General features: G+C 69.2%; 20 protein-coding genes, 1 pseudogene and 1 riboswitch. Of the genes and pseudogenes, 7 read left to right on the forward strand and 14 right to left on the reverse strand.

What is annotated here, in order from left to right; translation table 11 throughout:
* Positions 1–273: 273 nt before the first annotated feature.
* The 11 genes from ACLP25_RS23645 to ACLP25_RS23695 all read right to left on the reverse strand — a co-directional run bounded on the left by ACLP25_RS23645 (position 274) and on the right by ACLP25_RS23695 (position 11,586).
* On the reverse strand, positions 274–912 hold the full coding sequence (locus tag ACLP25_RS23645) for a LysE family translocator (RefSeq protein WP_442471576.1): 639 nt from the start codon (positions 910–912) through the stop codon (positions 274–276).
* Positions 913–977: 65 nt separating this feature from the next.
* Positions 978–3,677, reverse strand: coding sequence for a DNA mismatch repair protein MutS (gene mutS / locus ACLP25_RS23650; RefSeq protein WP_442471577.1), 2,700 nt, complete (start codon positions 3,675–3,677; stop codon positions 978–980).
* 80 nt (positions 3,678–3,757) lie between these two features.
* The gene (locus tag ACLP25_RS23655; protein ID WP_442471578.1) at positions 3,758–4,918 is read right to left on the reverse strand and encodes a DUF3095 family protein; all 1,161 of its coding nucleotides are present in this window, start codon (positions 4,916–4,918) and stop codon (positions 3,758–3,760) included.
* 20 nt (positions 4,919–4,938) lie between these two features.
* Positions 4,939–5,334 carry a hypothetical protein gene (locus tag ACLP25_RS23660; RefSeq protein WP_442471579.1) on the reverse strand — a complete coding sequence of 132 codons (396 nt, stop codon included), beginning with the start codon at positions 5,332–5,334 and terminating at the stop codon, positions 4,939–4,941.
* The gene (gene thiD / locus ACLP25_RS23665; RefSeq protein WP_442471580.1) at positions 5,331–6,188 is read right to left on the reverse strand and encodes a bifunctional hydroxymethylpyrimidine kinase/phosphomethylpyrimidine kinase; all 858 of its coding nucleotides are present in this window, start codon (positions 6,186–6,188) and stop codon (positions 5,331–5,333) included. Before thiD ends, ACLP25_RS23660 begins: the two co-directional genes overlap by 4 nt.
* The gene (locus ACLP25_RS23670) at positions 6,185–6,826 is read right to left on the reverse strand and encodes a thiamine phosphate synthase (protein ID WP_442471581.1); all 642 of its coding nucleotides are present in this window, start codon (positions 6,824–6,826) and stop codon (positions 6,185–6,187) included. Before ACLP25_RS23670 ends, thiD begins: the two co-directional genes overlap by 4 nt.
* Entirely contained in the window at positions 6,823–7,611 is a 789-nt protein-coding gene (locus tag ACLP25_RS23675) for a thiazole synthase (protein WP_442471582.1), read from the reverse strand. The genes ACLP25_RS23670 and ACLP25_RS23675 overlap by 4 nt, the downstream gene beginning before the upstream one ends.
* A gap of 96 nt (positions 7,612–7,707) precedes the next feature.
* Positions 7,708–7,905 carry a sulfur carrier protein ThiS gene (gene thiS / locus ACLP25_RS23680; protein ID WP_442471583.1) on the reverse strand — a complete coding sequence of 66 codons (198 nt, stop codon included), beginning with the start codon at positions 7,903–7,905 and terminating at the stop codon, positions 7,708–7,710.
* Complete coding sequence (gene thiO, locus ACLP25_RS23685) at positions 7,902–8,867, reverse strand: glycine oxidase ThiO (protein WP_442471584.1); 966 nt, start codon at positions 8,865–8,867, stop codon at positions 7,902–7,904. The genes thiS and thiO overlap by 4 nt, the downstream gene beginning before the upstream one ends.
* Before the next feature lie 4 nt (positions 8,868–8,871).
* Complete coding sequence (gene thiC / locus ACLP25_RS23690) at positions 8,872–10,692, reverse strand: phosphomethylpyrimidine synthase ThiC (RefSeq protein ID WP_442471585.1); 1,821 nt, start codon at positions 10,690–10,692, stop codon at positions 8,872–8,874.
* Positions 10,693–10,740: 48 nt separating this feature from the next.
* Positions 10,741–10,845: riboswitch (TPP riboswitch) on the reverse strand.
* Positions 10,846–10,998: 153 nt separating this feature from the next.
* On the reverse strand, positions 10,999–11,586 hold the full coding sequence (locus ACLP25_RS23695) for a hypothetical protein (RefSeq protein WP_442471586.1): 588 nt from the start codon (positions 11,584–11,586) through the stop codon (positions 10,999–11,001).
* A gap of 245 nt (positions 11,587–11,831) precedes the next feature.
* Here ACLP25_RS23695 and pal point away from each other — a divergent pair, with 245 nt between their 5' ends.
* From pal to ACLP25_RS23720, 5 genes are all read left to right on the forward strand, one after another.
* Entirely contained in the window at positions 11,832–12,344 is a 513-nt protein-coding gene (gene pal / locus ACLP25_RS23700) for a peptidoglycan-associated lipoprotein Pal (RefSeq protein WP_442471587.1), read from the forward strand.
* Between the two features lie 27 nt (positions 12,345–12,371).
* Positions 12,372–13,388 (forward strand): tol-pal system protein YbgF, encoded by a 1,017-nt coding sequence (gene ybgF / locus ACLP25_RS23705; protein ID WP_442471588.1) that lies wholly within the window; start codon positions 12,372–12,374, stop codon positions 13,386–13,388.
* Positions 13,385–14,497 (forward strand): tRNA lysidine(34) synthetase TilS, encoded by a 1,113-nt coding sequence (gene tilS / locus ACLP25_RS23710; RefSeq protein WP_442471589.1) that lies wholly within the window; start codon positions 13,385–13,387, stop codon positions 14,495–14,497. Before ybgF ends, tilS begins: the two co-directional genes overlap by 4 nt.
* 96 nt (positions 14,498–14,593) lie before the next feature.
* Positions 14,594–15,043, forward strand: coding sequence for an RbsD/FucU family protein (locus ACLP25_RS23715; RefSeq protein ID WP_442471590.1), 450 nt, complete (start codon positions 14,594–14,596; stop codon positions 15,041–15,043).
* 30 nt (positions 15,044–15,073) lie between these two features.
* Entirely contained in the window at positions 15,074–15,709 is a 636-nt protein-coding gene (locus ACLP25_RS23720) for a TMEM175 family protein (RefSeq protein WP_442471591.1), read from the forward strand.
* A 66-nt stretch (positions 15,710–15,775) separates the two neighbouring features.
* On the opposite strand, the gene ACLP25_RS23725 is transcribed toward ACLP25_RS23720, so the two are convergent.
* On the reverse strand, positions 15,776–15,979 hold the full coding sequence (locus ACLP25_RS23725; RefSeq protein ID WP_442471592.1) for a hypothetical protein: 204 nt from the start codon (positions 15,977–15,979) through the stop codon (positions 15,776–15,778).
* Between the two features lie 12 nt (positions 15,980–15,991).
* Entirely contained in the window at positions 15,992–16,195 is a 204-nt protein-coding gene (locus tag ACLP25_RS23730; protein ID WP_442471593.1) for a hypothetical protein, read from the reverse strand.
* A gap of 503 nt (positions 16,196–16,698) precedes the next feature.
* On the opposite strand from ACLP25_RS23730, the gene ACLP25_RS23735 reads away from it, so the two are divergent.
* Together ACLP25_RS23735 and ACLP25_RS23740 are read left to right on the forward strand one after the other, a co-directional pair.
* The gene (locus ACLP25_RS23735; RefSeq protein WP_442471594.1) at positions 16,699–17,937 is read left to right on the forward strand and encodes a winged helix-turn-helix domain-containing protein; all 1,239 of its coding nucleotides are present in this window, start codon (positions 16,699–16,701) and stop codon (positions 17,935–17,937) included.
* Between the two features lie 202 nt (positions 17,938–18,139).
* Positions 18,140–19,438 carry a winged helix-turn-helix domain-containing protein gene (locus ACLP25_RS23740; protein WP_442471595.1) on the forward strand — a complete coding sequence of 433 codons (1,299 nt, stop codon included), beginning with the start codon at positions 18,140–18,142 and terminating at the stop codon, positions 19,436–19,438.
* 38 nt (positions 19,439–19,476) lie between these two features.
* Here ACLP25_RS23740 and ACLP25_RS23745 read toward each other — a convergent pair.
* A pseudogene (locus ACLP25_RS23745) lies at positions 19,477–20,036 on the reverse strand (AarF/ABC1/UbiB kinase family protein); the annotation flags it as partial.

Genomic DNA, 20,036 nt, shown 5'->3' on the forward strand with positions numbered 1-20,036 from the left:
CGATCTCAATATCGAGTCCCATCAATGAGTTGCGCTCAATTGTCCCGGAAGTTCGGCCTAACTGGAAGGTCGAAGCGGTCGGCCTCTGGGGCGCCCGGTTAGGGCTCGTCTTCGAGGTACGCTTCGATTTCCTCGAGCGCCGCCTCTTAATCGGCTTCGGAGCGCACGGACTATCGTCCTCGCCATGACACAATCTCCGGGTCGGTACGGTCGTAGTCGGCGTGGGTTCCGATAAACCTAACCAGAATGCGTGCGAGGGCGAGGCCTCAGACCTTAAGCCGTCTTCCGCATCGCCCCTTGGGCGGCGTCGACGATCGAGCGGGCGCCGAACACAATGAAGATGACGCCGACGACCCGCGTTACCGCGACGCCGTGGGTGAGGAAGAATTTTCGCACCGCTGGGAGCCCCGCGGTGAAAATGAGCGTCGCGTCCGCGAGCAGGAAGCCCAGGAAAGCCGCGACGAACATCTGCGGCGCATCGGCGGCTTTCAGCGCGCCGATATAGGGCGCGACGATGGCCGAAAACATCGCCAGCGCGACGGGATAGGACTTGGGATTGGTGAGGCCGAAGGCCATGCCGGTCGCGAGCGGCCGCTCGGCGCCGATCGTCCTCGGCAGCGCATCCTTGCGAGTCATCAGGGCGCGGACGCCAAGGTAGACGAGATAGAGCCCGCAGGCGAAGCCGAGCGCCTCGAAAAGGGTCGGACCCAGCCGGTTAGCGCCGACAAGCGCCGCAACCGCCAGCGCCCCCCAGACCACATCACCGATCAGGTGGCCGCAGATGAACCAGGCGCCGGATTTCCGCCCGCGCGAGGCGGCGAGGGTGAAGAGCGCGAGGAACGCCGGCCCGGGGGTGACGACATAGAGATAGGCGGCGACGAGCGTGGCGATCAGGATCTGCGGGCTGGTCATGAGGGCTCCGGCCGACGGGCGTAGCCATGCATACCCTTCCCCCGCTCCGCTGGGGAAGGGGAGGGTCAGCGCTTGTCGTCCAAGAGCCGCTTCAACTGATAGAGCGCCGCGTGCGCCTCGCGCGGGCTCAGGTCGTCGGGTTCGAGCGCGGCGAGCGCCTCGTGCAATTCGTCGCGCCGAGGCGGCGGGGGCGGCGCCGGCTCGTGCGGCTCGTAGGAGAACAGCGGCAGGGAATCGAGCGTCCCGCTCGGCCGCGACGCCTCGAGGTCGGCCAGCACTTTTCGCGCCCGGCGCACGACGGAGGCCGGAAGGCCCGCGAGCTTCGCGACCTGGATGCCGTAGGAGCGGTCCGCCGCCCCGGGCATGACCTCGTGCAGGAACACAAGACTGCCCTTGAACTCGCTGACCCGCATGGTGAGGTTGACGATCCGCGGCAGGGTCTCGGCGAGCTGGGTCAGCTCGTGGAAATGGGTGGCGAACAGGGCGCGCGAGCGGTTGACCGCGTTCAGGTGCTCGACGCAAGCGTAGGCGATCGAGAGGCCGTCGAAGGTCGCGGTGCCGCGCCCGATCTCGTCCAGAATGACCTGCGAGCGTGGGCTCGCCTTATTGAGGATCGCCGCCGTCTCGACCATCTCGACCATGAAGGTCGAGCGCCCGCGGGCAAGGTCGTCGGCGGCGCCGACGCGGGAAAAGAGCCGGTCGACCACGCCGACATGGGCGCGGCCCGCTGGAACGTAGGACCCCATCTGGGCGATCAGCGCGATCAGCGCGTTCTGGCGCAGATAGGTGGACTTGCCGGCCATGTTTGGGCCGGTGACGACGTCGATCCGGCCGCCGTCGGCGGCGTCTCCGGAAAGGTCGCAGTCGTTGGCGACGAAGGGCTCGCCTGCGCTCTTCAGCGCCGCCTCGACCACCGGATGGCGGCCGCCCTCGATGCGGAAGGCGAGCGAGGAATCGACGACCGGCCGCGTCCAGTCGCGTTTAACCGCGAGTTCCGCGAGCGCTGCGGCGACATCGACTTCGGCGACCGCTCCGCCGAAGGCCCTGAGGCGCTCGCCCTCGGCGAGTGAGGCCTGACGCAGCCGCTCGAAGGCGTCGAGCTCCAGCGCGAGCGCCCGGTCGGCGGCCGAGGCGATCTTCGCCTCGAGCTCGACCAGGGCGTTGGTGGTGAAGCGCAGCGCCCCGGCCATGGTCTGGCGATGGATAAAGGTCGCATTGAGGGGCGCCTTCAGGAGCGCCTCGCCCTGCGCCTGCGGCGTCTCGATGTAATAGCCGAGGAAGTTGTTGTGCCGGATTTTCAGCTGCCGGACGCTTGTTTCCTCGGCGTAAGCGGCCTGCATGTCGGCGATCACGCGCCGGCTCTCGTCGCGGAGCGCGCGCGCCTCGTCGAGCGGCGGCAGGCTGCCGGCCCGGACGAAGCCGCCGTCGCGCTTGACGAGCGGCAGGTCGTCGGCGAGCGTTTTCGCGAGGTCGGCATGCAAGGCGCCGCAGTCCGCCCGAAGCGCCGAATAGGCGCTGAGGAGCTCGGGCGGCAGCGCCTCGGCCGACCCCAGAATGCGGGCGAGCGCCCCGGCCGCCGCGAGGCCGTCGCGGACGGAGGCGAGATCGCGCGGGCCGGCGCGATCGAGGCTGAGCCTCGACAGCGAGCGGAGAAAGTCCGGCGCGCCGGAAAGCTCGCGGCGCAGCGCGTCGCGCGTCGGCGCGGCCTCGATCAAGAAGTCGAGCGAGTCGAGCCGCTCGTTGATCGCGGCGGGGTCGGTCAGCGGGCTTGCGAGCCGCTCGGCGAGAAGCCGCGCGCCCGCCGGCGTGACGGTGAGATCGATGGTCGCGAGCAGCGAGCCCTCACGCTGGCCGCCGAGCGTCCGCGTCAGTTCGAGGTTGGCGCGGGTTGCCGGGTCGATTTCGAGGCTCGCGCCGCGCGCCTTGCGCGTCGGCGGCGAGAGCGCCGGCCTCGCTTCGAGTTGCGTGCGCTTGACGTAAGCGAGCGCCAGCGCCGCAGCGGCGATCTCGGCGCGGGAGAAGGCGCCGAAGCCATCCAGGGTCTCGACGCCGTAGAACTCGCACACCCGGAGCGCGGCGGCCGCTCCGTCGCCCGCCTCGCGCGCCATCGGCGTCGTGGGCGCGCGGAGGTCGGCGATCAGCCTGGCGAAGGTCGGTTCGTCGCAAACGGACTGCGCCGCCACGATCTCGGACGGTTCGAGCCGCGCGATTTCGGCGGCGATCCCGGCCTCGTCCGTTTCCGAAAGTGAGAAGGCGCCGGTCGAGAGGTCGAGCGCGGCGAGCCCAAAGGTCCAGCGCGCATCGGCGCCCCGCGTCCGCTGCACGGCGACGAGGAGGCGCGCGCGGCCGGGTTCGAGCAGCCGCTCTTCGGTGATCGTGCCGGGCGTGACGAGTCGCACAACGTCACGCCTCACCACGGATTTTCCGCCGCGCTTTTTCGCCTCCGCCGGGTCTTCGAGCTGTTCGCAGACGGCGACGCGATGGCCGAGCGCGATCAGGCGGTTGAGGTAGTCGTCGGCGCGCTCGATCGGCACGCCGCACATGCGGATGTCCTCGCCTTCGTGCTTGCCGCGCTTGGTCAGCACGATGCCGAGCGCGCGGCTGGCGACTTCCGCGTCGTCGAAGAACAGCTCGTAGAAGTCGCCCATCCGGTAGAACAAGAGGCAGTCCGGATTGGACGCCTTGATCTCGAAATACTGCGCCATCATCGGCGTGAGCCGCGCCGGCGCGGTTTCGGGGCTCGGGGTTACAGTCGACGCATCCATGCCCGGAACGCTAGCAAATCGCGGCCTCGGGCGTGAGGGCGCAGAATGCGATATCCACGGGGGGCGCGCGTCGGGCCAGGCTACGCCGCCTCGGCCTTCAGGAGCCGCCGCGCCTTCATCGCGCTCGCCGCCATCGTGTAGCCGCCTTCCGCGCCGTCGACGAAATGAACGTGGCCCCGGTCGGCGATCGAGGGCACGAAGCAGGTGATCTGCGCCGATCGCTGCCGGTAGAGCCCCCAATCGGCGTAGTCGTCCGCGGCGGCGAGTCTCGCCTCGAGCTTGTCGGCGAAGCGCGGTGAGCAGTCGATCGTCATGCGCAGGCTGTCGTCGAACTTGCGGAAGTCCGCGTTGGCCGCGGCCTCGGCCGCGAAGCGCGCGCCGTCGGCCTCGCCCGCCTTGAGCTTGAATTTGAAGAACACGTAGCCGAGCGCGTAATTCGCCGCAGCCGTGAACCGGGCCCTGAGCGCCGACACGCCGGACGCCTTGATCGCCGACGATTCGAGCGCGATCGAAACGCCCGGGTCGCCGGCGCCCAGCATGTCGAGCGTTACCGGCCGCCCCGACTCGCTCGCCTCCGCCGCAAGCCCGACGATCTCCTCGACGAGCGCGGAATAGCGTGGATCCTCTCCGCGCGGCGCGACGATCAGGGAGACCACGACGCCGCGCTTGGCCGGCGCGACGCCCCACCGGCAGGAGAGGCCGGTCAGGTCGGGACGCGCATCGGGCGCGGCCGGCGGAAGGGCGTAGGCGCCCGCTTTCGCCTGCTGCTCGAACCATGTCATGCCGCCGCCCGCGAACATCGCATAAAGGCAGGCCTCGGACGCGGCGAATCGCGCCACCCGCACGTCGCGGCCGGCCTTGCGCACTTCGGCCACCGGAATCATCGCGGTTCGCAGATCGAAGTCGAATTCGGCCTTGGCGAAGGCCGCGATTCGCGCGAGGGCCTCGGCGGCGACCGCCTTGTCGGCCGGATGCGCCGCGAAGCTCGCCCCGTCTCCGCCGAACACGAAGGGGAACGGCCTGCGGTTCAGTGCATTCGAGACTCCCGCGATGACGGCGGCGCCGACGAAGTTCACCGGTTTGTACCGGCCCTCCGCGATCGCCTTGGTCGAGCCCACGACATCGGCGAAGCCCAGCACCCAGTCGTCGGGCAGCGGGCGATAATTCTCCACCTTCACCGCGGCGGCGAAGTCCTTCAGGACCGGAAGGGATTCAAAGAAACTGCGCTCTTCGTCCGCCATCAGCCACCCTACTTGCGAGCTTAAGGTAACGTAACGCCGCGCTGGAGGAAATCGCCGCGGCCAGCGAATGAGGATGGAGGCCGCCGGCGCGCGAGCGAAGATTCACGGCCCGAACACGACGGCGTGCACGATCCGCCCGGGCCAGAGGGGCCGGCGACCACCAGTGCGAGGCGATAGAGCCAGATCATCGCCGAACGGTGGCGCCCGACATCTCCGCGCCGCGCGGCCAGCGCGGCCAGCGGCACAGCCGCCAGCGTGAAGAGCGACAAAAGGTGGATCGGACTCCACGAGCCCCACGTCCGGATGGTGTGGATAAAGAGCGCGACGCCCGCCACCCCGACGGCGAGCGCGGCAAAGGCGAGAGTGGCGTGAATTTGGATCGACGGCGAGGCTCGAAGGAGCGGCGCGAGCGTCATCGGCCCCGACCCTGCCAGCCAGGGTCCGACGGCGCAAATAGAGGCGTTTGCAGCAGCGGCCCTGCGCCGGCGCCGAGCCGCGCCAAGACAGCGCGCTCGATCGCTGCGGATACGAAAAATTTGCCGGCGGCGACGGCCTCCACGAGCGGCAGCCCGCGGACGACATAGGCCGCGATCGCGGCCGACAGCGTGCAGCCGGTGCCGTGCGTGTTCGGCGAGGCGATCTTCGGCGCGGCGAAGCGAACAACGCTCTCGGCGGTGACGAGAAGGTCGACCGCCTCCCCGCCGTCGAGATGGCCGCCCTTCACCAGCACGGCGCGGGGACCCAGGGCCAGAATCGCCCGCCCCTGCCGGGCCATGTCGGCCTCGTTTGGGGCGGCCGGGTCGTCGAGAAGCCGCGCCGCCTCGGGGAGGTTGGGCGTCAGGCAGTCGACGAGCGGCAGCAGCTTTGCGCGGATCGCTTCGACAACCCCCCCACCGGCGAGCGCCTCGCCCGACGAGGCGGCGAGGACGGGGTCGTAGACGATGAAGGGTCTCCCTTCTCCCCGTGGGAAATGGGGGAAGCCGAGCGCATCCGCCACCGCCTCCACGATCGCAGCGTTCGCCAGCATGCCGATCTTGATCGCGGCGACGTAAAAATCGTCCATAACCGCATTGATCTCCGCGCGCACGATCTTCGGCGGGACGGCGTGGATCGCGCGGACGCCGAGCGTGTTCTGGGCGGTCAGCGCGGTGATCGCGCTCGCGCCGTAGACGCCGAGCGCCGCGAAGGTTTTCAGGTCGGCCTGGACTCCGGCGCCGCCGCCCGAGTCGGAGCCGGCGATCGTCAGCGCGATCGGCGTTCGCTGCGTCACGCGCGCCGCGTCGCCGCGATCCACTGCCGCGCGCGCGCCTCCGGATCGGCGTTGAGCGTGATGTCGGAGATGACGGAGACGATGTCGGCGCCGGCGGCAAGGCAGAGCTTCGCCCGTTCGAGGTCGAGGCCGCCGATGGCGCACAGCGGCAGCGGGCCGACGCGCCGCTTCCATTCCGCGATCTTCCTGAGCCCCTGCGGAACGAACGCCATCTCCTTGGAGATCGTCGGGAAGATCGGGCCGAGCGCGACGTAGTCGGGATCGGCCGCAAGGCCGCGCTGAAGCTCCGCCTCGTCATGTGTCGAAACGCCGAGCCTGAGGCCGGCCTTGCGGATCGCCGCGAGGTCCGCGGTGTCGAGGTCCTCCTGCCCGAGATGCACCCATTCCGCGCCCTCGGCGACAGCGATGCGCCAATAGTCGTTGACGACGAGCTTCGCGTTGGCCTTGCGGCACAGGGCGAGCGCCTCGCGCGTCTCGCGGCCGACCGTCGCCTCGTCCTTGTTTTTCATCCGAAGCTGGATGAGGAGGGCGCCGGCGCCGAGGAGCCGTGCGACCCACGCGGCGCTGTCGACGATCGGATAGAAAGGGTCGAGCTTCCTCTCTGTCCCGCTGGGAGAGGCCTTAAGGTTGAGGGTCACGACAAGATGGCCTTTCCGATGACAGGGGTCGAGGGCGCGGCCATGTCGCGCGGCGGCATGGGTCCGGCGAGGAAGGCCGCGCGGCCGGCCTCCACCGCTTGGCCGAAGGCGCGCGCCATGGCGACCGGATCGCCGGCCTTGGCGACCGCGGTGTTGAGCAGGACGCCGTCGAACCCAAGCTCCATCGCCGCCGCGGCGTGCGACGGCAGGCCGAGCCCCGCGTCGACGATCAGTGGCGTATCCGGGAAATGGGCGCGCAGCGCCCTGAGGCCGAACACGTTGTTGAGCCCCTGCCCCGAGCCGATCGGCGAACCCCAGGGCATCAGCACCTTGCAGCCGGCTTCGAGGAGCCGCTCGGCGACGACGAGGTCCTCGGTGGTGTAGGGGAACACCTCGAAGCCGTCGTCCGAGAGAATCCGCGCCGCCTCGACGAGGCCGAACACGTCGGGCTGCAGCGTGTCGGCGTCGCCGATCACCTCGAGCTTGAGCCAGGACGCGCCAAAAACCTCCCGCGCCATCTGAGCGGTCGTCACCGCCTCCTTGACGCTGTAGCAGCCGGCGGTGTTGGGCAGCACGCGGACGCCGATGTCGCGGATGAGCCGCCAGAAATCCTGCCCCTCCTTGAGCCGCGCCGACTCGCGCCTGAGCGACACCGTGACCACTTCTGCGCCGCTCGCGCTGACCGCCTCGGCGAGGATCGCCGGGGAGGGATATTGCGAGGTGCCGAGCATGAGCCGCGAGCGCAAGGCGACGCCGTAGGGGGCAAAATTGGAAAGGCGAGTCACGGACATGTCCCTTGGTCGATTGGCGTCTTCGCGAGGAGCGAAGCGGCGATCCAGAATATCGTGGGGCTGCGTCGCCCTGCGCTCCGCCTCAACACCTCACCCTCCCTGCCGCGGCGCGAGAATCTCGATCCGGTCGCCGTCGTTCACCGGCGTTGTCGCCCGCGCCCGCGCCGGAACGAATTCGCCGTTGAGGGCGGTCGCGACCTTCGCCTCGCCGTAGTCGAGCGATTCGAGCGCCGCGGCGAGCGTCATCGCTTCGACCTCGCGCGCCTCTCCGTTGATCACGAGCCTCATACGTGTTCCTTCGTCCGCTCGAACGCCAGCGCGGCGGCGCGCTCGGCGAAGGCAGGCGCGAGCAAGAAGCCGTGGCGGTAGAAGCCGTTGACGAAAATGCGACCCTCGCGCTCCTCGATGCGCGGCGCGTTGTCCGGGTAGGCCGGCCGCACCCCCCCGCTCATCTCGACAATCTCCGCTTCGCCGAAGGCCGGATGAAGCGCGTAGACCGCGGTGAGAAGCTCGAGCGCCGAGCGCACCGCGACGGCGCCCTTATTGCCGCTCTCGATCATGGTCGCGCCGATCATGGCTTCGCCCTCGCTCCGCGGCACGACGTAGAGCGGAAAGCGCGGATGCAAGAGGCGCACCGTGCGCGTCAGACGCACGTCGCGCGACCGCACCCGCATCATCTCGCCGCGTACACCGCGCAATTCGGGCAGGTGCGGACGCGCCGCAAAGCCGCGACAGTCGACAACGACTCCGGCCCCGAGGCGCTCGCCGTCCGAGCCGAAATGAATCTCTGCGCCGCGCGCCCGCAACCGTTCGGCGAGCGCCTGAAGCGCCGCGCGCGGATCGATGTGGCCTTCGTCCCTGAAGAACAGCCCCTTGTGAAAGCGTCCGGCGAGGTCCGGCTCAAGCGCGGCGATGCGCGCTTCGTCCACGCGCTCCCATCTTGCGGTGCGAGCGGCGAAGCGCTCGATCTCGCCGACGTCCCGCGGCGGCGCGACGACGAGCGTTCCCTCGCGCACGACGCCGGGCGCGCGGGCCGCCCACCAGTCGATCGCCCGCCGGCCGAGTTCGACGACCGAAGGCGGGGCGCTCTCGCCCTCGCAGAACGGCGCGAGCATGCCGCCGGCGAGCCACGAGGCGCTGGCGCTGAGGTTTTCCGCGCGCTCGATCAGCGTCACCTTCGCGCCGCGCTCGGCGAGCGCCGTCGCAGTCGCGAGGCCGACGACGCCAGCGCCGACCACAGTGGCGCGCATGAGCCTACTCCGCGGCGTCCACGTAGAGCGCGCCGCCGCCCTGAACGAACTCGCGCGACTTCTCGGCCATGCCGGCCATTGCTTCCGCTTCGGCGCGAAGGTCCTTGGTGATCTTCATCGAGCAGAATTTCGGCCCGCACATCGAGCAGAAATGCGCGACCTTGTGAGAATCCTTCGGCAGGGTCTCGTCGTGGAATTTCTGCGCCGTGTCCGGATCGAGCGACAGGTTGAACTGATCCTGCCAGCGAAAGTCGAAGCGGGCGCGGGAGATGGCGTCGTCGCGAATGCGCGCGGCCGGATGGCCCTTGGCGAGATCGGCCGCATGCGCCGCGATGCGGTAAGTGATGACGCCGGTCTTGACGTCCTCGCGGTCGGGCAGGCCGAGGTGCTCCTTCGGCGTGACGTAGCAGAGCATCGCCGTGCCGAACCAGCCGATCATCGCCGCGCCGATCCCCGAGGTGATGTGGTCGTAGCCGGGGGCAATATCGGTGACGAGCGGACCGAGGGTATAGAACGGCGCCTCGCCGCATTCGCGAAGCTGCTTCTCCATGTTGACCTTGATCTTATGCATCGGCACGTGGCCGGGGCCCTCGATCATCACCTGGCAGCCCTTGTCCCAGGCGATTTTGGTCAGTTCGCCCAGCGTCTCGAGCTCGGCGAATTGCGCCGCATCGTTAGCGTCGGCGTTGGAGCCGGGCCGCAAGCCATCGCCGAGCGAGAACGACACGTCGTACTTGCGCATGATGTCGCAGATGTCGCCGAACCGCTCGTAGAGGAAGCTCTCGCGGTGTCCCGCGAGGCACCAGCGCGCCATGATCGAGCCGCCGCGCGAGACGATGCCGGTGACGCGCTTGGCTGTCAGCGGCACGTAGGCGAGCCGCACGCCGGCGTGGATGGTGAAATAGTCGACGCCCTGCTCGGCCTGCTCGATCAGCGTGTCCTTGAACACCTCCCAGTCGAGCTTCAGCGGATCGCCGCCGACTTTTTCGAGCGCCTGGTAGATCGGCACCGTGCCGATCGGCACCGGCGAGTTGCGCACGATCCAGGAGCGGATGTTGTGGATGTTGCGGCCCGTCGAGAGGTCCATGACGGTGTCGGCGCCCCAGCGGATCGCCCACACCATCTTCTCGACCTCTTCGGCGACGCCGGAGCTCACCGCCGAATTGCCGATGTTGGCGTTGACCTTGACCAAAAAATTTCGGCCGATCGCCATCGGCTCGAGCTCGACGTGGTTGATGTTGGCCGGGATGATGGCGCGGCCGCGCGCGATCTCGGCCCGCACGAACTCCGGCGTCACGAATTCGGGGATCTCGGCCCCGAAGCTGTCGCCGTCGGCGAGGTGCGCCCTGGCGTCCTCGACCGCCGCCTCGCGCGCGAGGTTCTCGCGATGGGCGACATAGATCATCTCCTCGGTGACGATCCCGGCGCGGGCGAACTCGAACTGGGTGACGAGCTGGCCGGGGCGGCCTGCGCGGAGCGTCCGGGTCGCCGGGCAGAGCGGCGCAAGGCGGTCGTCGCCGACGTTGCCGTTGTCTTCCGGCTTGATGGCGCGCCCTTCCGCGGTCGGGTAGCCGCGCGCGGCGATCCAGGCCTCGCGCACCGGGCCGAGGCCCTCCGACAGGTCGATGCGCGCCTCGCTCTCGGTATAGGGGCCGGACGGGTCGTACACGCGCACCGGCGGCTCGTTCGGATCGGAGAGCGCGATCTCGCGGAACGGAATTTTGAGGTCGGGGCGGTCCTTCGGCGAGGCGTAGACTTTTCGGGATCCCGCGATCGGCCCGGTGGTGACGGTCTGCGGCGCAGCGAATTTCGGAATCTCGTTCATGGCCGTCTCCTCGCGTCGTTCATGACGGAGGGATTGGGCGGCCTTTTTATCGGAGGTCCACCACGTCCCTTCGCCGGCATGACCCGGATCAGGTTCAAAGGGTTCGGCTTCTACGCCGTCTCAGCCCGGTTCCGGGCGCCCCTCGTGTAGGAACCGGAATTTGGTCCCGGCGGTCGCGGATGTCAAGTTCAGGCCCCGTCGAGGCAAATTCTTATTTCGAGTTCGCGTGGCGGGTCGGATGGCAACTGGAGGCGCAGCCCGTTCTTTTGCGTGGAGAGCCGTGGCGCCGGCCGCTCCGCCCCCCTGTCACTCGCCAGGATTGAGCGAAGCTCGGCCGCCGGCGGCGCGACGGCGGGAGAAGCGCGTGGCGAAGCGCGCCGCCAACTGTGCGATCCCGGGGGTGCGCCGCATGAGCGTCGCGGCCTTCTGGCGCCACTTGCGCATGATCGCCTTGGCCGCATCCTTGTAGGGCGCGACGATCCGGTCGGCGTAATGGTGGAACGCCATGAGCTTGTCGAAAGCCCAGACGAACCAGGGCATGGTCATCAGGCGGTGCTTTGTCAGGTCGAAGATCGCGGGAAGGACGGCGATCGCTAGCATCTTCAGCCCGATCCAGGCGACCGCGCCCCAGAAGACGTAGCCCATGGCGACGGCAATCGTCGCCACGACCAGAAGCGGCTCGACGATCAGGAACGGCACCAGGAAGACGAGCAGCACGAGCGGCGCCGGCAGCCGGTCGATGACGGCGGCGAAGGCCGCCTTGAACCGCTCCCAAGGGATCAGAGCGGAGACCCGGCGGCCGATCGCCGCGAGGCCGTCCCACGCCCATGCGGCCGCCAAAAAGGCCATCGCCAGCGCAACGAGCGCCGTCCGCCTGACCCGGTGATGTTTCATGAAGAGAGAGCCCGGCCAAAAAATCCCGTGGATTCCGTGTTCACGGCTTCGTGAGCATGGCCCCCAAACGCGTCCAAGGCAAGGCGTCTTGCGCCGCAATATGGCCATGAAAGGGCTGTTAACCGCTGGCCGCCCCTCGCGCATTCACACAACGCCAGCAAGGAATCGCCAGGGTTGCCGGAACCTTGCCTTAACGCTTCGGCGCCTAGGCAAGACCGATGTTGGGGGTCGGTCAGGAGCATTGCATGGTTGCGGTTCAATCGAGGATGACGCTGGCGGTCGTTGGCGTGCTGGCGCTCGGCCTCAGCCTGGGCGCCTGCGCGCGCAACAACGCCGACAGCGATCTTGCCGCCGGCGCCGGAGGCGCGGGCTACGGCGCCGCGGGCCCCGGCAGCGTGCAGGAATTCAACCAGACCGTCGGCGACCGCGTGTTCTTCGACACTGACCAGACCGACCTCTCGCCGACCGCTCAGGCGACCCTCGACAAGCAGGCGGCCTGGCTCAACCAGTACAACCGCTACACCTTCACGATCGAGGGCCACGCCGACGAGCGCGGCACGCGCGAGTACAATTTCGCCCTCGGCGCGCGCCGCGCCCAGGCTGTTCACGACTATCTCGCCGCCAAGGGCGTGTCCCCGTCGCGCATGAAGACGATCAGCTACGGCAAGGAGCGCCCGGTCGCCGTGTGCGACGACATCTCCTGCTGGTCGCAGAACCGCCGCGCCGTGACCGTGCTGAACGGCGCGCCGGGCAGTTGACGGCGCAATTTCCAGCAGAGGCCGCTCGTGAGTTCCTTCCCATTCCTGCGCGTGACAGCGGTCCTCATCGCCGCAAGCGCCGCCGCCTCGCCGGCCTCGGCGCAGGGCTTCGACTTCTTCCACAGCCAGCGCGCGCAGAGCGCGCCGCCGGCCGACGTTCCCGGCCAGACGGTCGAGCAGGAGGAAGACCAGGCCGCGGCGCTGGTCCTCAAGGTCAACCGGCTCGAGGAGCAGCTCAGGCAGGCCAACGGACGCATCGAGGAACTGGAGAACGCCCAGCATCGGCTGGAGGACCAGCTGCAGAAGTTCCGGCAGGACGTCGAATTCCGTTTCGGCGATCGCTCGGGGGGCGCGCCGCCCCCCGCTTCGGCGCCGCCGGCGGCGGTCGCCTCGACCGCGGCGGCGCTCGCTCCTCCGGTGGTGATTGACGGCGGCGCGCCGCCGAAGCCGCGCCGGTCCGACGCCTTCGACCCCAACGCCGAGCCGAACGCCCCCGGCGCGCCGCAGCCGCTGGGCGCGACGACGCCGAGCGCGCCGCTCGCCCGCCCCGCGCCGGCGTCGCCGCCCGCCGGCGCCCCGCTCGAACTCGGCAAGTCGCCGCAGCCCGTTCAGCCGGCCCCGACCGGACCGACCATCGTCAACAGCGGGGTGGCGATGCTCGACGGGCCGCGTGATGAGTTCAACGCCGCGGTCCAGGCCTTCCAGACCGGCCAGTACCAAGAGGCCGAGGACGGCTTCAAGGCGTTCATGACCGCCAATCCCGGGCACAGGCTGACGCCCGACGCCGTGTTCTATATCGGCGAGACGTATCTCCAGCGCTCGCGCCCGCGCGAGGCGGCCGAGCAATACCTCAAGGTCACGACCAACTACGCCAAGTCGAGCCGCGCGCCCGAAAGCATGGTCCGGCTCGGCCAGACGCTCGCCGCGCTCGGCAACAAGGACCAGGCCTGCGCCACCTTCGCAGAATTCGGCCGGCGCTATCCCAACGCGACGGCTTCGGTGAAGCGCCTCGCCGACCGCGAAACGGCGAAGAACCACTGTTGAGCGCGGCGGGCGCCGAGCCTCTCGACGAGGCGCGGATCGACGCGCTCATGGCGCCGCTCGCGAGCGCGACGGCGACGCTGATCGCCGTCTCCGGAGGGCCGGACTCGACGGCGCTCCTCGTCATGGCTTCCGAATGGGCCCGTCGGCGCGGCGCGCGGATCTTCGTCGCCACCGTCGATCACCGGCTGCGTCCCGAGAGCGGGAGGGAGGCGGCGGACGTCGCGCGCCTGAGCGCTAGGCTCGGCGTCCCGCACGAAACGCTCGTCTGGACGGGTCCGAAGCCCTCGACCCGCGTCCAGGAGCGGGCGCGCGAGACGCGCTACCGGCTCCTCGCCGAACACGCCAAGGCGATCGGCGCCGACGCGATCGCGACCGCCCACCACCTCGACGACCAGGCCGAGACGGTGCTCTTCCGCCTGCTGCGCGGCTCGGGCGTCGCGGGCCTCGCGGCCATGGCGGCGACGACCGAGCGCTGCGGCGTCACGCTGGCGCGACCCCTGCTCGACATCGCCAAGGCCGACCTCGTCGCCTTCTGCCGCGCCCGTGGGCTGCCCTTCGTCGAGGACCCGTCCAATGACGACCCGGCCTACGCCCGCACGCGGCTGCGCGCGCTGATGGGGGAGTTGGCCCACGAGGGGCTCGACGCCCAAAACCTCGCCCGCCTCGCCCGCCGCGCCGCCGAGGCCGACGAGGCGCTGGCGAAAATGGCGGCGAAGGCGGAGGCTGAGCTCGGCGACGGCCCGATCGACGCGGCCGCGCTCGTCTCCGCGCCCATCGCCGTCGTCCAGCGCGTCCTCGTTCGCCGCATTGCGCAGGCCGGAGGCCGGGACGAGGGCCGGATCGGGCTCGAGAAGATCGAGGCGCTGGCGCTTCGGCTCCGGGAGGCCGCGGAAAAGGGCCGGACGCTCGCCGCCAACGTCGGCGGCGCGCTCGTCCGGCTCACCGCGAAGGGGCGGCTCGACTTCGTGAAGGAGCCGGCGAGAAGAACGGTGGCTGGCGGACGGCAGCCGGCGCCGGCCCCCGTCCCCTCCTTGCAGGCGATCCCCCGCGCCACGGATGAGGAGGACCACGCGACCTCCGGACCTGATCCGGGGGTTGGCGGGGGCTGACCTCATCCGACCCGCGGCCCGCGACCCGCCCCATGTTGCCCACCCCAGCCCGAACCGGGTAAGGTTCGCGCGAGGCCATTGAACGGGGAGGCAATCATGCTCTGGGGAATCGATCCGCTCTTGGACGCCGACCTGCTTTACGCGCTGCGCCGCATGGGCCACGGCGACGAGATCGCCATCGTCGACGCCAATTTCCCGGCGGCCTCGACCGCCGCACAGACCGTCACCGGCCAGCCGATCGTCATGGGTGGCGTATCGGCCGCCCGCGCGGTCGAAGCCGTGCTGTCCGTCATGCCGCTCGACACCTTCGTGCCCGATCCGGCGATGCGGATGGAGGTGACCGGCGACCCGCTCGCCGTGCCGCCGGTGCAGCAGGAGGTGCAGGCGGCGGTCGACCGCGCGGTGGGCCGGCGCCAGCCGCTCGTCGGCGTCGAGCGTTTCGCCTTCTACGACCGCGCCGCGGAGGCGTTCGCGATCCTGGTGACCGGCGAGCGCCGCCACTACGGCTGCTTCATCTTCAAGAAGGGCGTGCTGCCGGAGGAGTGAACGGATTGACCGGCCGCGGCGCGGCTTGCCATGCTTGCGCCCATGGTTGTTCCTTACAACCGGATCGCCGGCGGCGACGTCGGGCGGATTGCCGCCCTGAGCGACGGCGTGTTCGCCTTCGCCCTGACCGTGCTCGTGCTCGACTTTCATGGGCCCGAACCCGCTGACATCCACTCCGACGGAGAGCTTCTGGCCGCGCTCGCGGGCTCGGCGCCGCGGCTTCTGCCCTGGCTGCTCAGCCTGTTGACGCTCGGCATCTTCTGGCTCGGCCAGCAGACTCAGCTCAGCCGGCTCGAACGGTCGAACCGCAATCTGGCCTGGCTCCATTTCGTGTTTCTGGCCGTCGTCACCGTCTTGCCGTTCTCGACCCGGCTGCTCGCCGACTTCCTGACCTACCGCACTGCGTTTGTCATTTACTGGGCGAATATCTTTCTGCTCGGCGCGACGCTCTATGCGGCCTGGGCCTACGCCGAACGGGCGAAGCTGATCCGCGAGGACGCCGCGGGCGAAGCCTCGCGCGCCGTCAAGAGGCGCATCGTCGTCGGCCAGTCCCTGTACGCGCTCGGAGCGCTCGCCGGGCTTTTCAGCCCGCCGCTCGGCGTCGCTCTGATCATCCTCATCCAGCTCAACTACGCCGTCGCGCCGCGCTGGACGAACTGGAGCTAGCCAAGCCTTGCTCAGCGAGCGCGGCTGCAATTGCGCCTCGGCCCCAACGCAATCGGCTCTCGCGGATCACAGGGCCGACAGAAATTCGACCATGCGCAGGACCAATTCGCGGACGTTTGGCTGCTCAATTCTGATGAAAGCGCGGGTGAGCCTGCGCCCCTCGTCGGGCGTAGCGGGGTAATCCTGACCGGACCCCAATCGGCCTCGGTGAGCTTCAGCAATGGCGTCGTCGATCTCCTCCGGAGCGCCGTCGTCCCCGGTTTCCTGCATGCGTGTCGCTCCCTAGTTCGTCGCGCCCACGGCTTCGCACAGGAAGTCGAGCCGCGCCGACTTTGCCGGTCGGCCGGCGCGGACCTCGATGGCGAGCGGCATGGTCGCCGCTTCGAGAAACGCCGCCCTGTGCTCGACCCTGCCCGCGCCGAAAACGAAATTGTCGAAGGCCTTGTGGCTGACGAGGCGAGCGCCGCCATCCAGCTCAGCCGCCACGACCGCCCAAAAATTGAAGCGCTTCCGGGACCGCGCCCGGCGCGCCCTCTGCTGTTCCAGCCGAGCCAGGCGGCGCGCCTTATCGTCTCCATGCCGGCTGCTAAGCCAAGCGATCGCGGCTGATACGCTCATCCCGCGCGGCGGAGTGTCTGTGTTTCCGTTTCGCAATGCCATCCCCCTCGGCCCCTCGACGACGCAAAGCGTGGTGCAGGTCCGCCTGCCGTCCGCCGGAGCGCGACAGCGGGCGGACCGCCCCCAAGGCCGTCAACGTGAAAGCGTCGGCCCGCTCTGCCTACTCAAAATGAGCCGTCCGATCCTGATCCAATCTTGATCTTTAGGCGCCGCATCCATTCGGGCCTGCGCGAACGTGACGCACTCCAAGAATTATTGGGGATCGGCTAAGGAGTTAACGCGAAATCAGTTGACCGCTCGCACGATGAAGGCAAACGAGCACAGCAAGGCCACGGTGTTTTGCGTCACGCGAATCGGAGCAACAAAGTACAATGGATCGGATCTGGCGGTTTGCGGATCTCGAATACTCGACCGAGTGTGGTCTCCAGTCCAGCGGAGCGTCCGTCGCCTTGCAGCCCAAGGTACGTGGTCTGCTCGAGTTGCTGCTCAGGGCGCAGGGAGCGACCGTCTCCAAGGGGGCGATCGCCGCGGCCCTCTGGCCGACGGAGGCGATCTCCGACGAGTCGCTCGCGCGCATCGTCCACATGTTGCGCAAGGCGCTGAAAAACGCCGGCGTCGACGTTGTGAGGACGGTCTACGGAAATGGCGTGCAGCTGACCTGCCCGATCGAGGAGGCCGACGCCGAACCGCTTCCCGGCCACGCGGCCGGCGTCGACATGCTGCGCACAGTCCGCGAAGTCGCGGCCGGCCGCACGTCCGCCGCAGTCGCTGAGGCCAAGGAGACGTTGCGCTTCGCCATCGGCCTCGACCCGGACTTCGCCTCGGCTTGGGTCCTGATGGCGGACTGCATCGCCGTGCAGGCCATGCGCGGCGCCGTCGCCCCTGAAGCGGCGGTTTTGGAGATCGGCGAGGCTTGCGGCAAGGCGCTCAAGCTGGATCCCCGCGACGCTGGCGCGCTCGCGGTCTCAGGGTGGTCGCTCGGCGCGCTCTCCGGCCGTCTGGCCGAAGGACAAAAGCGGCTGGATCAGGCGGTCGCCATGGCGCCCGACTCTTATCTGATCCGATACTACCGCGCCTGGGTCCGTTGCCTCGACAGGGATCTGACCGACGCGCTGGCGGATATCGAGGTCGCGTTCGCCGCCCATCCGCTTGAGCGCGCGCTGCTGACGATGCACGTCTGGTTGAGACTGTGCAGGGGGGAGACGGCCGTCGCCGATCTGCTGGCGAACAAGGCGGTGAAAGTGAGGCCCGACGCGGACACGCTCCTCGTGATGCGCTCCATCGCGCTCGGCGCCGACGGACAGGCGCAGCGCGCCCTCGCCTATGCCGAACGCGCTGCGGAGATCGCGCGGAAGGACCGGTTCACGCTCAGTCAGCTTTGCTATGCCTACGCCGAGGCGGGACAGGCGGGCAAAGCCCGGAAGACGCTCGAACTCGTGATCCCGGGCCCGGATGGTTACGCGCCTGCCTATCTCGCCGCGCCGCTCGTGGCCCTCGGGGAACTGACCGGAGCCCGGCGGCTGATTGAGCGCGCCAAAGCGCGGTGCTGTCCATGGCGAGCCTTCGCCTGGTGCGACCCGCGGCTGCGGCCGCTCCGCGCCGACGGCTGACGACGGCCGGGAGGCAGACCCGAGCTGTCATCGGGACCTGATTCACTCAGGCGATGGCCGCCGGAGACTTCGACTTCATGACTCGCATAAGGTCATACGGCGCTCGCCCGCGACGGCCGCAGTCGTCTTTTCGTTTACGTTGCGCAGTCTTGCGCTCCGCTTATTGTGCCTCGTTCACGCTTGAGCCGGGCTTGGAGGCGCGATGCGTCGGAGGATCTCAAGGTTCGCGGGGTTCGAGTTCAGTTGCGAACGCGGCCTCGAACAGAACGGCGAAGCCGTCGCCTTGCAGCCAAAGGCGCGCGGCCTGCTCGAACTTCTGTTGCGTGACGCCGGGGCGATCGTTCCGAAGGAGACGATCGCCGCCGCGCTGTGGACCCATGACGCGCCCTCCGACGACTCGCTTGCGCGCGTCGTCCGCTCGCTCCGCAAGGCGCTCGGCGCGGACGGGAGCCATATCGTCCGCACGATCTACGGCGAGAGTCTCAAGCTTGCCTGTCCCGTGGAGACCGACGGCGAGGACGCGCACGACCCGGCGGTCGCCGCGACGCTCGTCCGCACCGCCTGGGAAATCGCCGCGACCCGCGCGCCTGACGCCCTGGCGCGGGCTATCGAGGCGCTGCGCTTTACCGTGGCCCGCTATCCGGACCACGCGCCCGCCTGGACGCTCATGGCGGACGCCATTGCGACCCAAGCGATCCTCGGCGACCTCTCGCCGGGCTGCGCAGCGACGGGGATCGCCGAGTGCTGCGAAAAGGCGCTCGGCGCCGATCCGCGATGCGCCAGCGCGCTCGCCACCAGCGGCTGGTCGCTCGCGATGCTCTGCAGCCGCACCGAACAGGGCGGCGGGCGGATCGACGAAGCGATCCGGATGAGGCCGGAGTGGCTGAGCTTCTATTACCGCGCATGGCTTCGAGTCGATCGTCGCGATCTCAAGGGCGCGCTCGCCGACGTCGAGGCCGCTCTCGCGCTGAGTCCGCTGGAGCGGGGGCTTCTCATTTTCCGCGCCTGGCTGACGCTTTGCCACGGCAAGATTGACGAGGCCGACGCGCTTGCCCGCGACGCGCTGAATGTCCGCAACGACATCGACATCCTTTGGTCGGTGCGTGCGGCGGCGGCCTGCGAGCGCGGCGATGCGGCCCAAGGGGTCGCCTACGCAGAGCGGGCGGCCGCTTCGACGGAACCCAGTCGAATGGCGCTCGGCCAACTCGCCTACGCCTATGCGAAGGCTGGGGCGGTCTCCCGCGCCCGTACGACGATCGAGGCCATCAAGGCGCGCGCCACCGGCCATTCGGCGGCCTTTTTGGTCGCGGCGCTCATCGCCCTCGGCGAACTGGCGGAGGCCGAGCGCCTCTGGCTGCGCGCGGAGGAAGAGAGGTGCCCATGGCGTGTGTTCGGGTGGTGTGATCCCAGGCTGGCGCCTTTGAGGCGAGCCGCGCAGAACCTTATCAAGGAGCGCCTGCCGGCGTTGACGCCGACGCGGTCAATTGTAACCGCTCCGTAGGCCGTCGGTCGATGAGCGTCCTGACGGACGCGACGCCCTTACTTCTCCAGCCCGACCGCCTTCAACCCTTCGGCCTGCCGCCTGGCGACCACGTCGGCGTCGAAGTCGGCGATCGCGTCTTCGTACAGGCGGTGGAAGTTGAGCCGCGCGTGCAGGCGCAAGAAGGCGCCGCCGAGGCCGATGGTGGCGCGTTCGAGAAAGACGAACTCGCGCGGGATGAGAAGGCCGCCGCCTTCAGCGCGCAGCGCCCGCATCGCCTGGCCAATCTCCTTGCGTCCGTATTCGGACGGGCTCACGCCGTCGGCCGTCGTGCGCACGCGGTCGTCGAGAATCGGCCCGCAAATGAAGCGCGCCCAGATGTTCATCGCCTCGAAGGTGCCGCGGGTGAGATCCGGAAAGCCCCAGAGCGCGTAGGCTTCGCGCAGGCGCGCCTCGTCCTTCTCCCTCAGCGCGCGATAGAGCTCGACCACTCCGAGGACGAAGCGCGGCGGAAAGATGCGCACGCAGCCATAGTCGAAGAGATTGATCCCCTCGACCGTCCGCCCCGCGCCCTCTCCGGAAGAGGCGACAGCGTAGTTGCCGAGATGCGGGTCGCCGT

This window comes from Roseiarcus sp. (assembly GCF_052145395.1).
Lineage (GTDB): Bacteria > Pseudomonadota > Alphaproteobacteria > Rhizobiales > Beijerinckiaceae > Roseiarcus.

Coding starts and splice junctions, on each gene's coding strand:
- ACLP25_RS23715 (WP_442471590.1), top strand. CDS start 14,594: ATGCTCTGGGGAATCGATCCGCTCTTGGACGCCGACCTGCTTTACGCG.
- thiO (WP_442471584.1), bottom strand. CDS start 8,867: ATGCGCGCCACTGTGGTCGGCGCTGGCGTCGTCGGCCTCGCGACTGCG.
- ACLP25_RS23660 (WP_442471579.1), bottom strand. CDS start 5,334: ATGACGCTCGCGCCGCTCCTTCGAGCCTCGCCGTCGATCCAAATTCAC.
- ACLP25_RS23725 (WP_442471592.1), bottom strand. CDS start 15,979: ATGCAGGAAACCGGGGACGACGGCGCTCCGGAGGAGATCGACGACGCC.
- pal (WP_442471587.1), top strand. CDS start 11,832: ATGGTTGCGGTTCAATCGAGGATGACGCTGGCGGTCGTTGGCGTGCTG.
- ACLP25_RS23655 (WP_442471578.1), bottom strand. CDS start 4,918: ATGGCGGACGAAGAGCGCAGTTTCTTTGAATCCCTTCCGGTCCTGAAG.
- ACLP25_RS23695 (WP_442471586.1), bottom strand. CDS start 11,586: ATGAAACATCACCGGGTCAGGCGGACGGCGCTCGTTGCGCTGGCGATG.
- thiS (WP_442471583.1), bottom strand. CDS start 7,905: ATGAGGCTCGTGATCAACGGAGAGGCGCGCGAGGTCGAAGCGATGACG.
- ACLP25_RS23645 (WP_442471576.1), bottom strand. CDS start 912: ATGACCAGCCCGCAGATCCTGATCGCCACGCTCGTCGCCGCCTATCTC.
- mutS (WP_442471577.1), bottom strand. CDS start 3,677: ATGGATGCGTCGACTGTAACCCCGAGCCCCGAAACCGCGCCGGCGCGG.
- ACLP25_RS23740 (WP_442471595.1), top strand. CDS start 18,140: ATGCGTCGGAGGATCTCAAGGTTCGCGGGGTTCGAGTTCAGTTGCGAA.
- thiC (WP_442471585.1), bottom strand. CDS start 10,692: ATGAACGAGATTCCGAAATTCGCTGCGCCGCAGACCGTCACCACCGGG.
- ACLP25_RS23720 (WP_442471591.1), top strand. CDS start 15,074: ATGCTTGCGCCCATGGTTGTTCCTTACAACCGGATCGCCGGCGGCGAC.
- ACLP25_RS23735 (WP_442471594.1), top strand. CDS start 16,699: ATGGATCGGATCTGGCGGTTTGCGGATCTCGAATACTCGACCGAGTGT.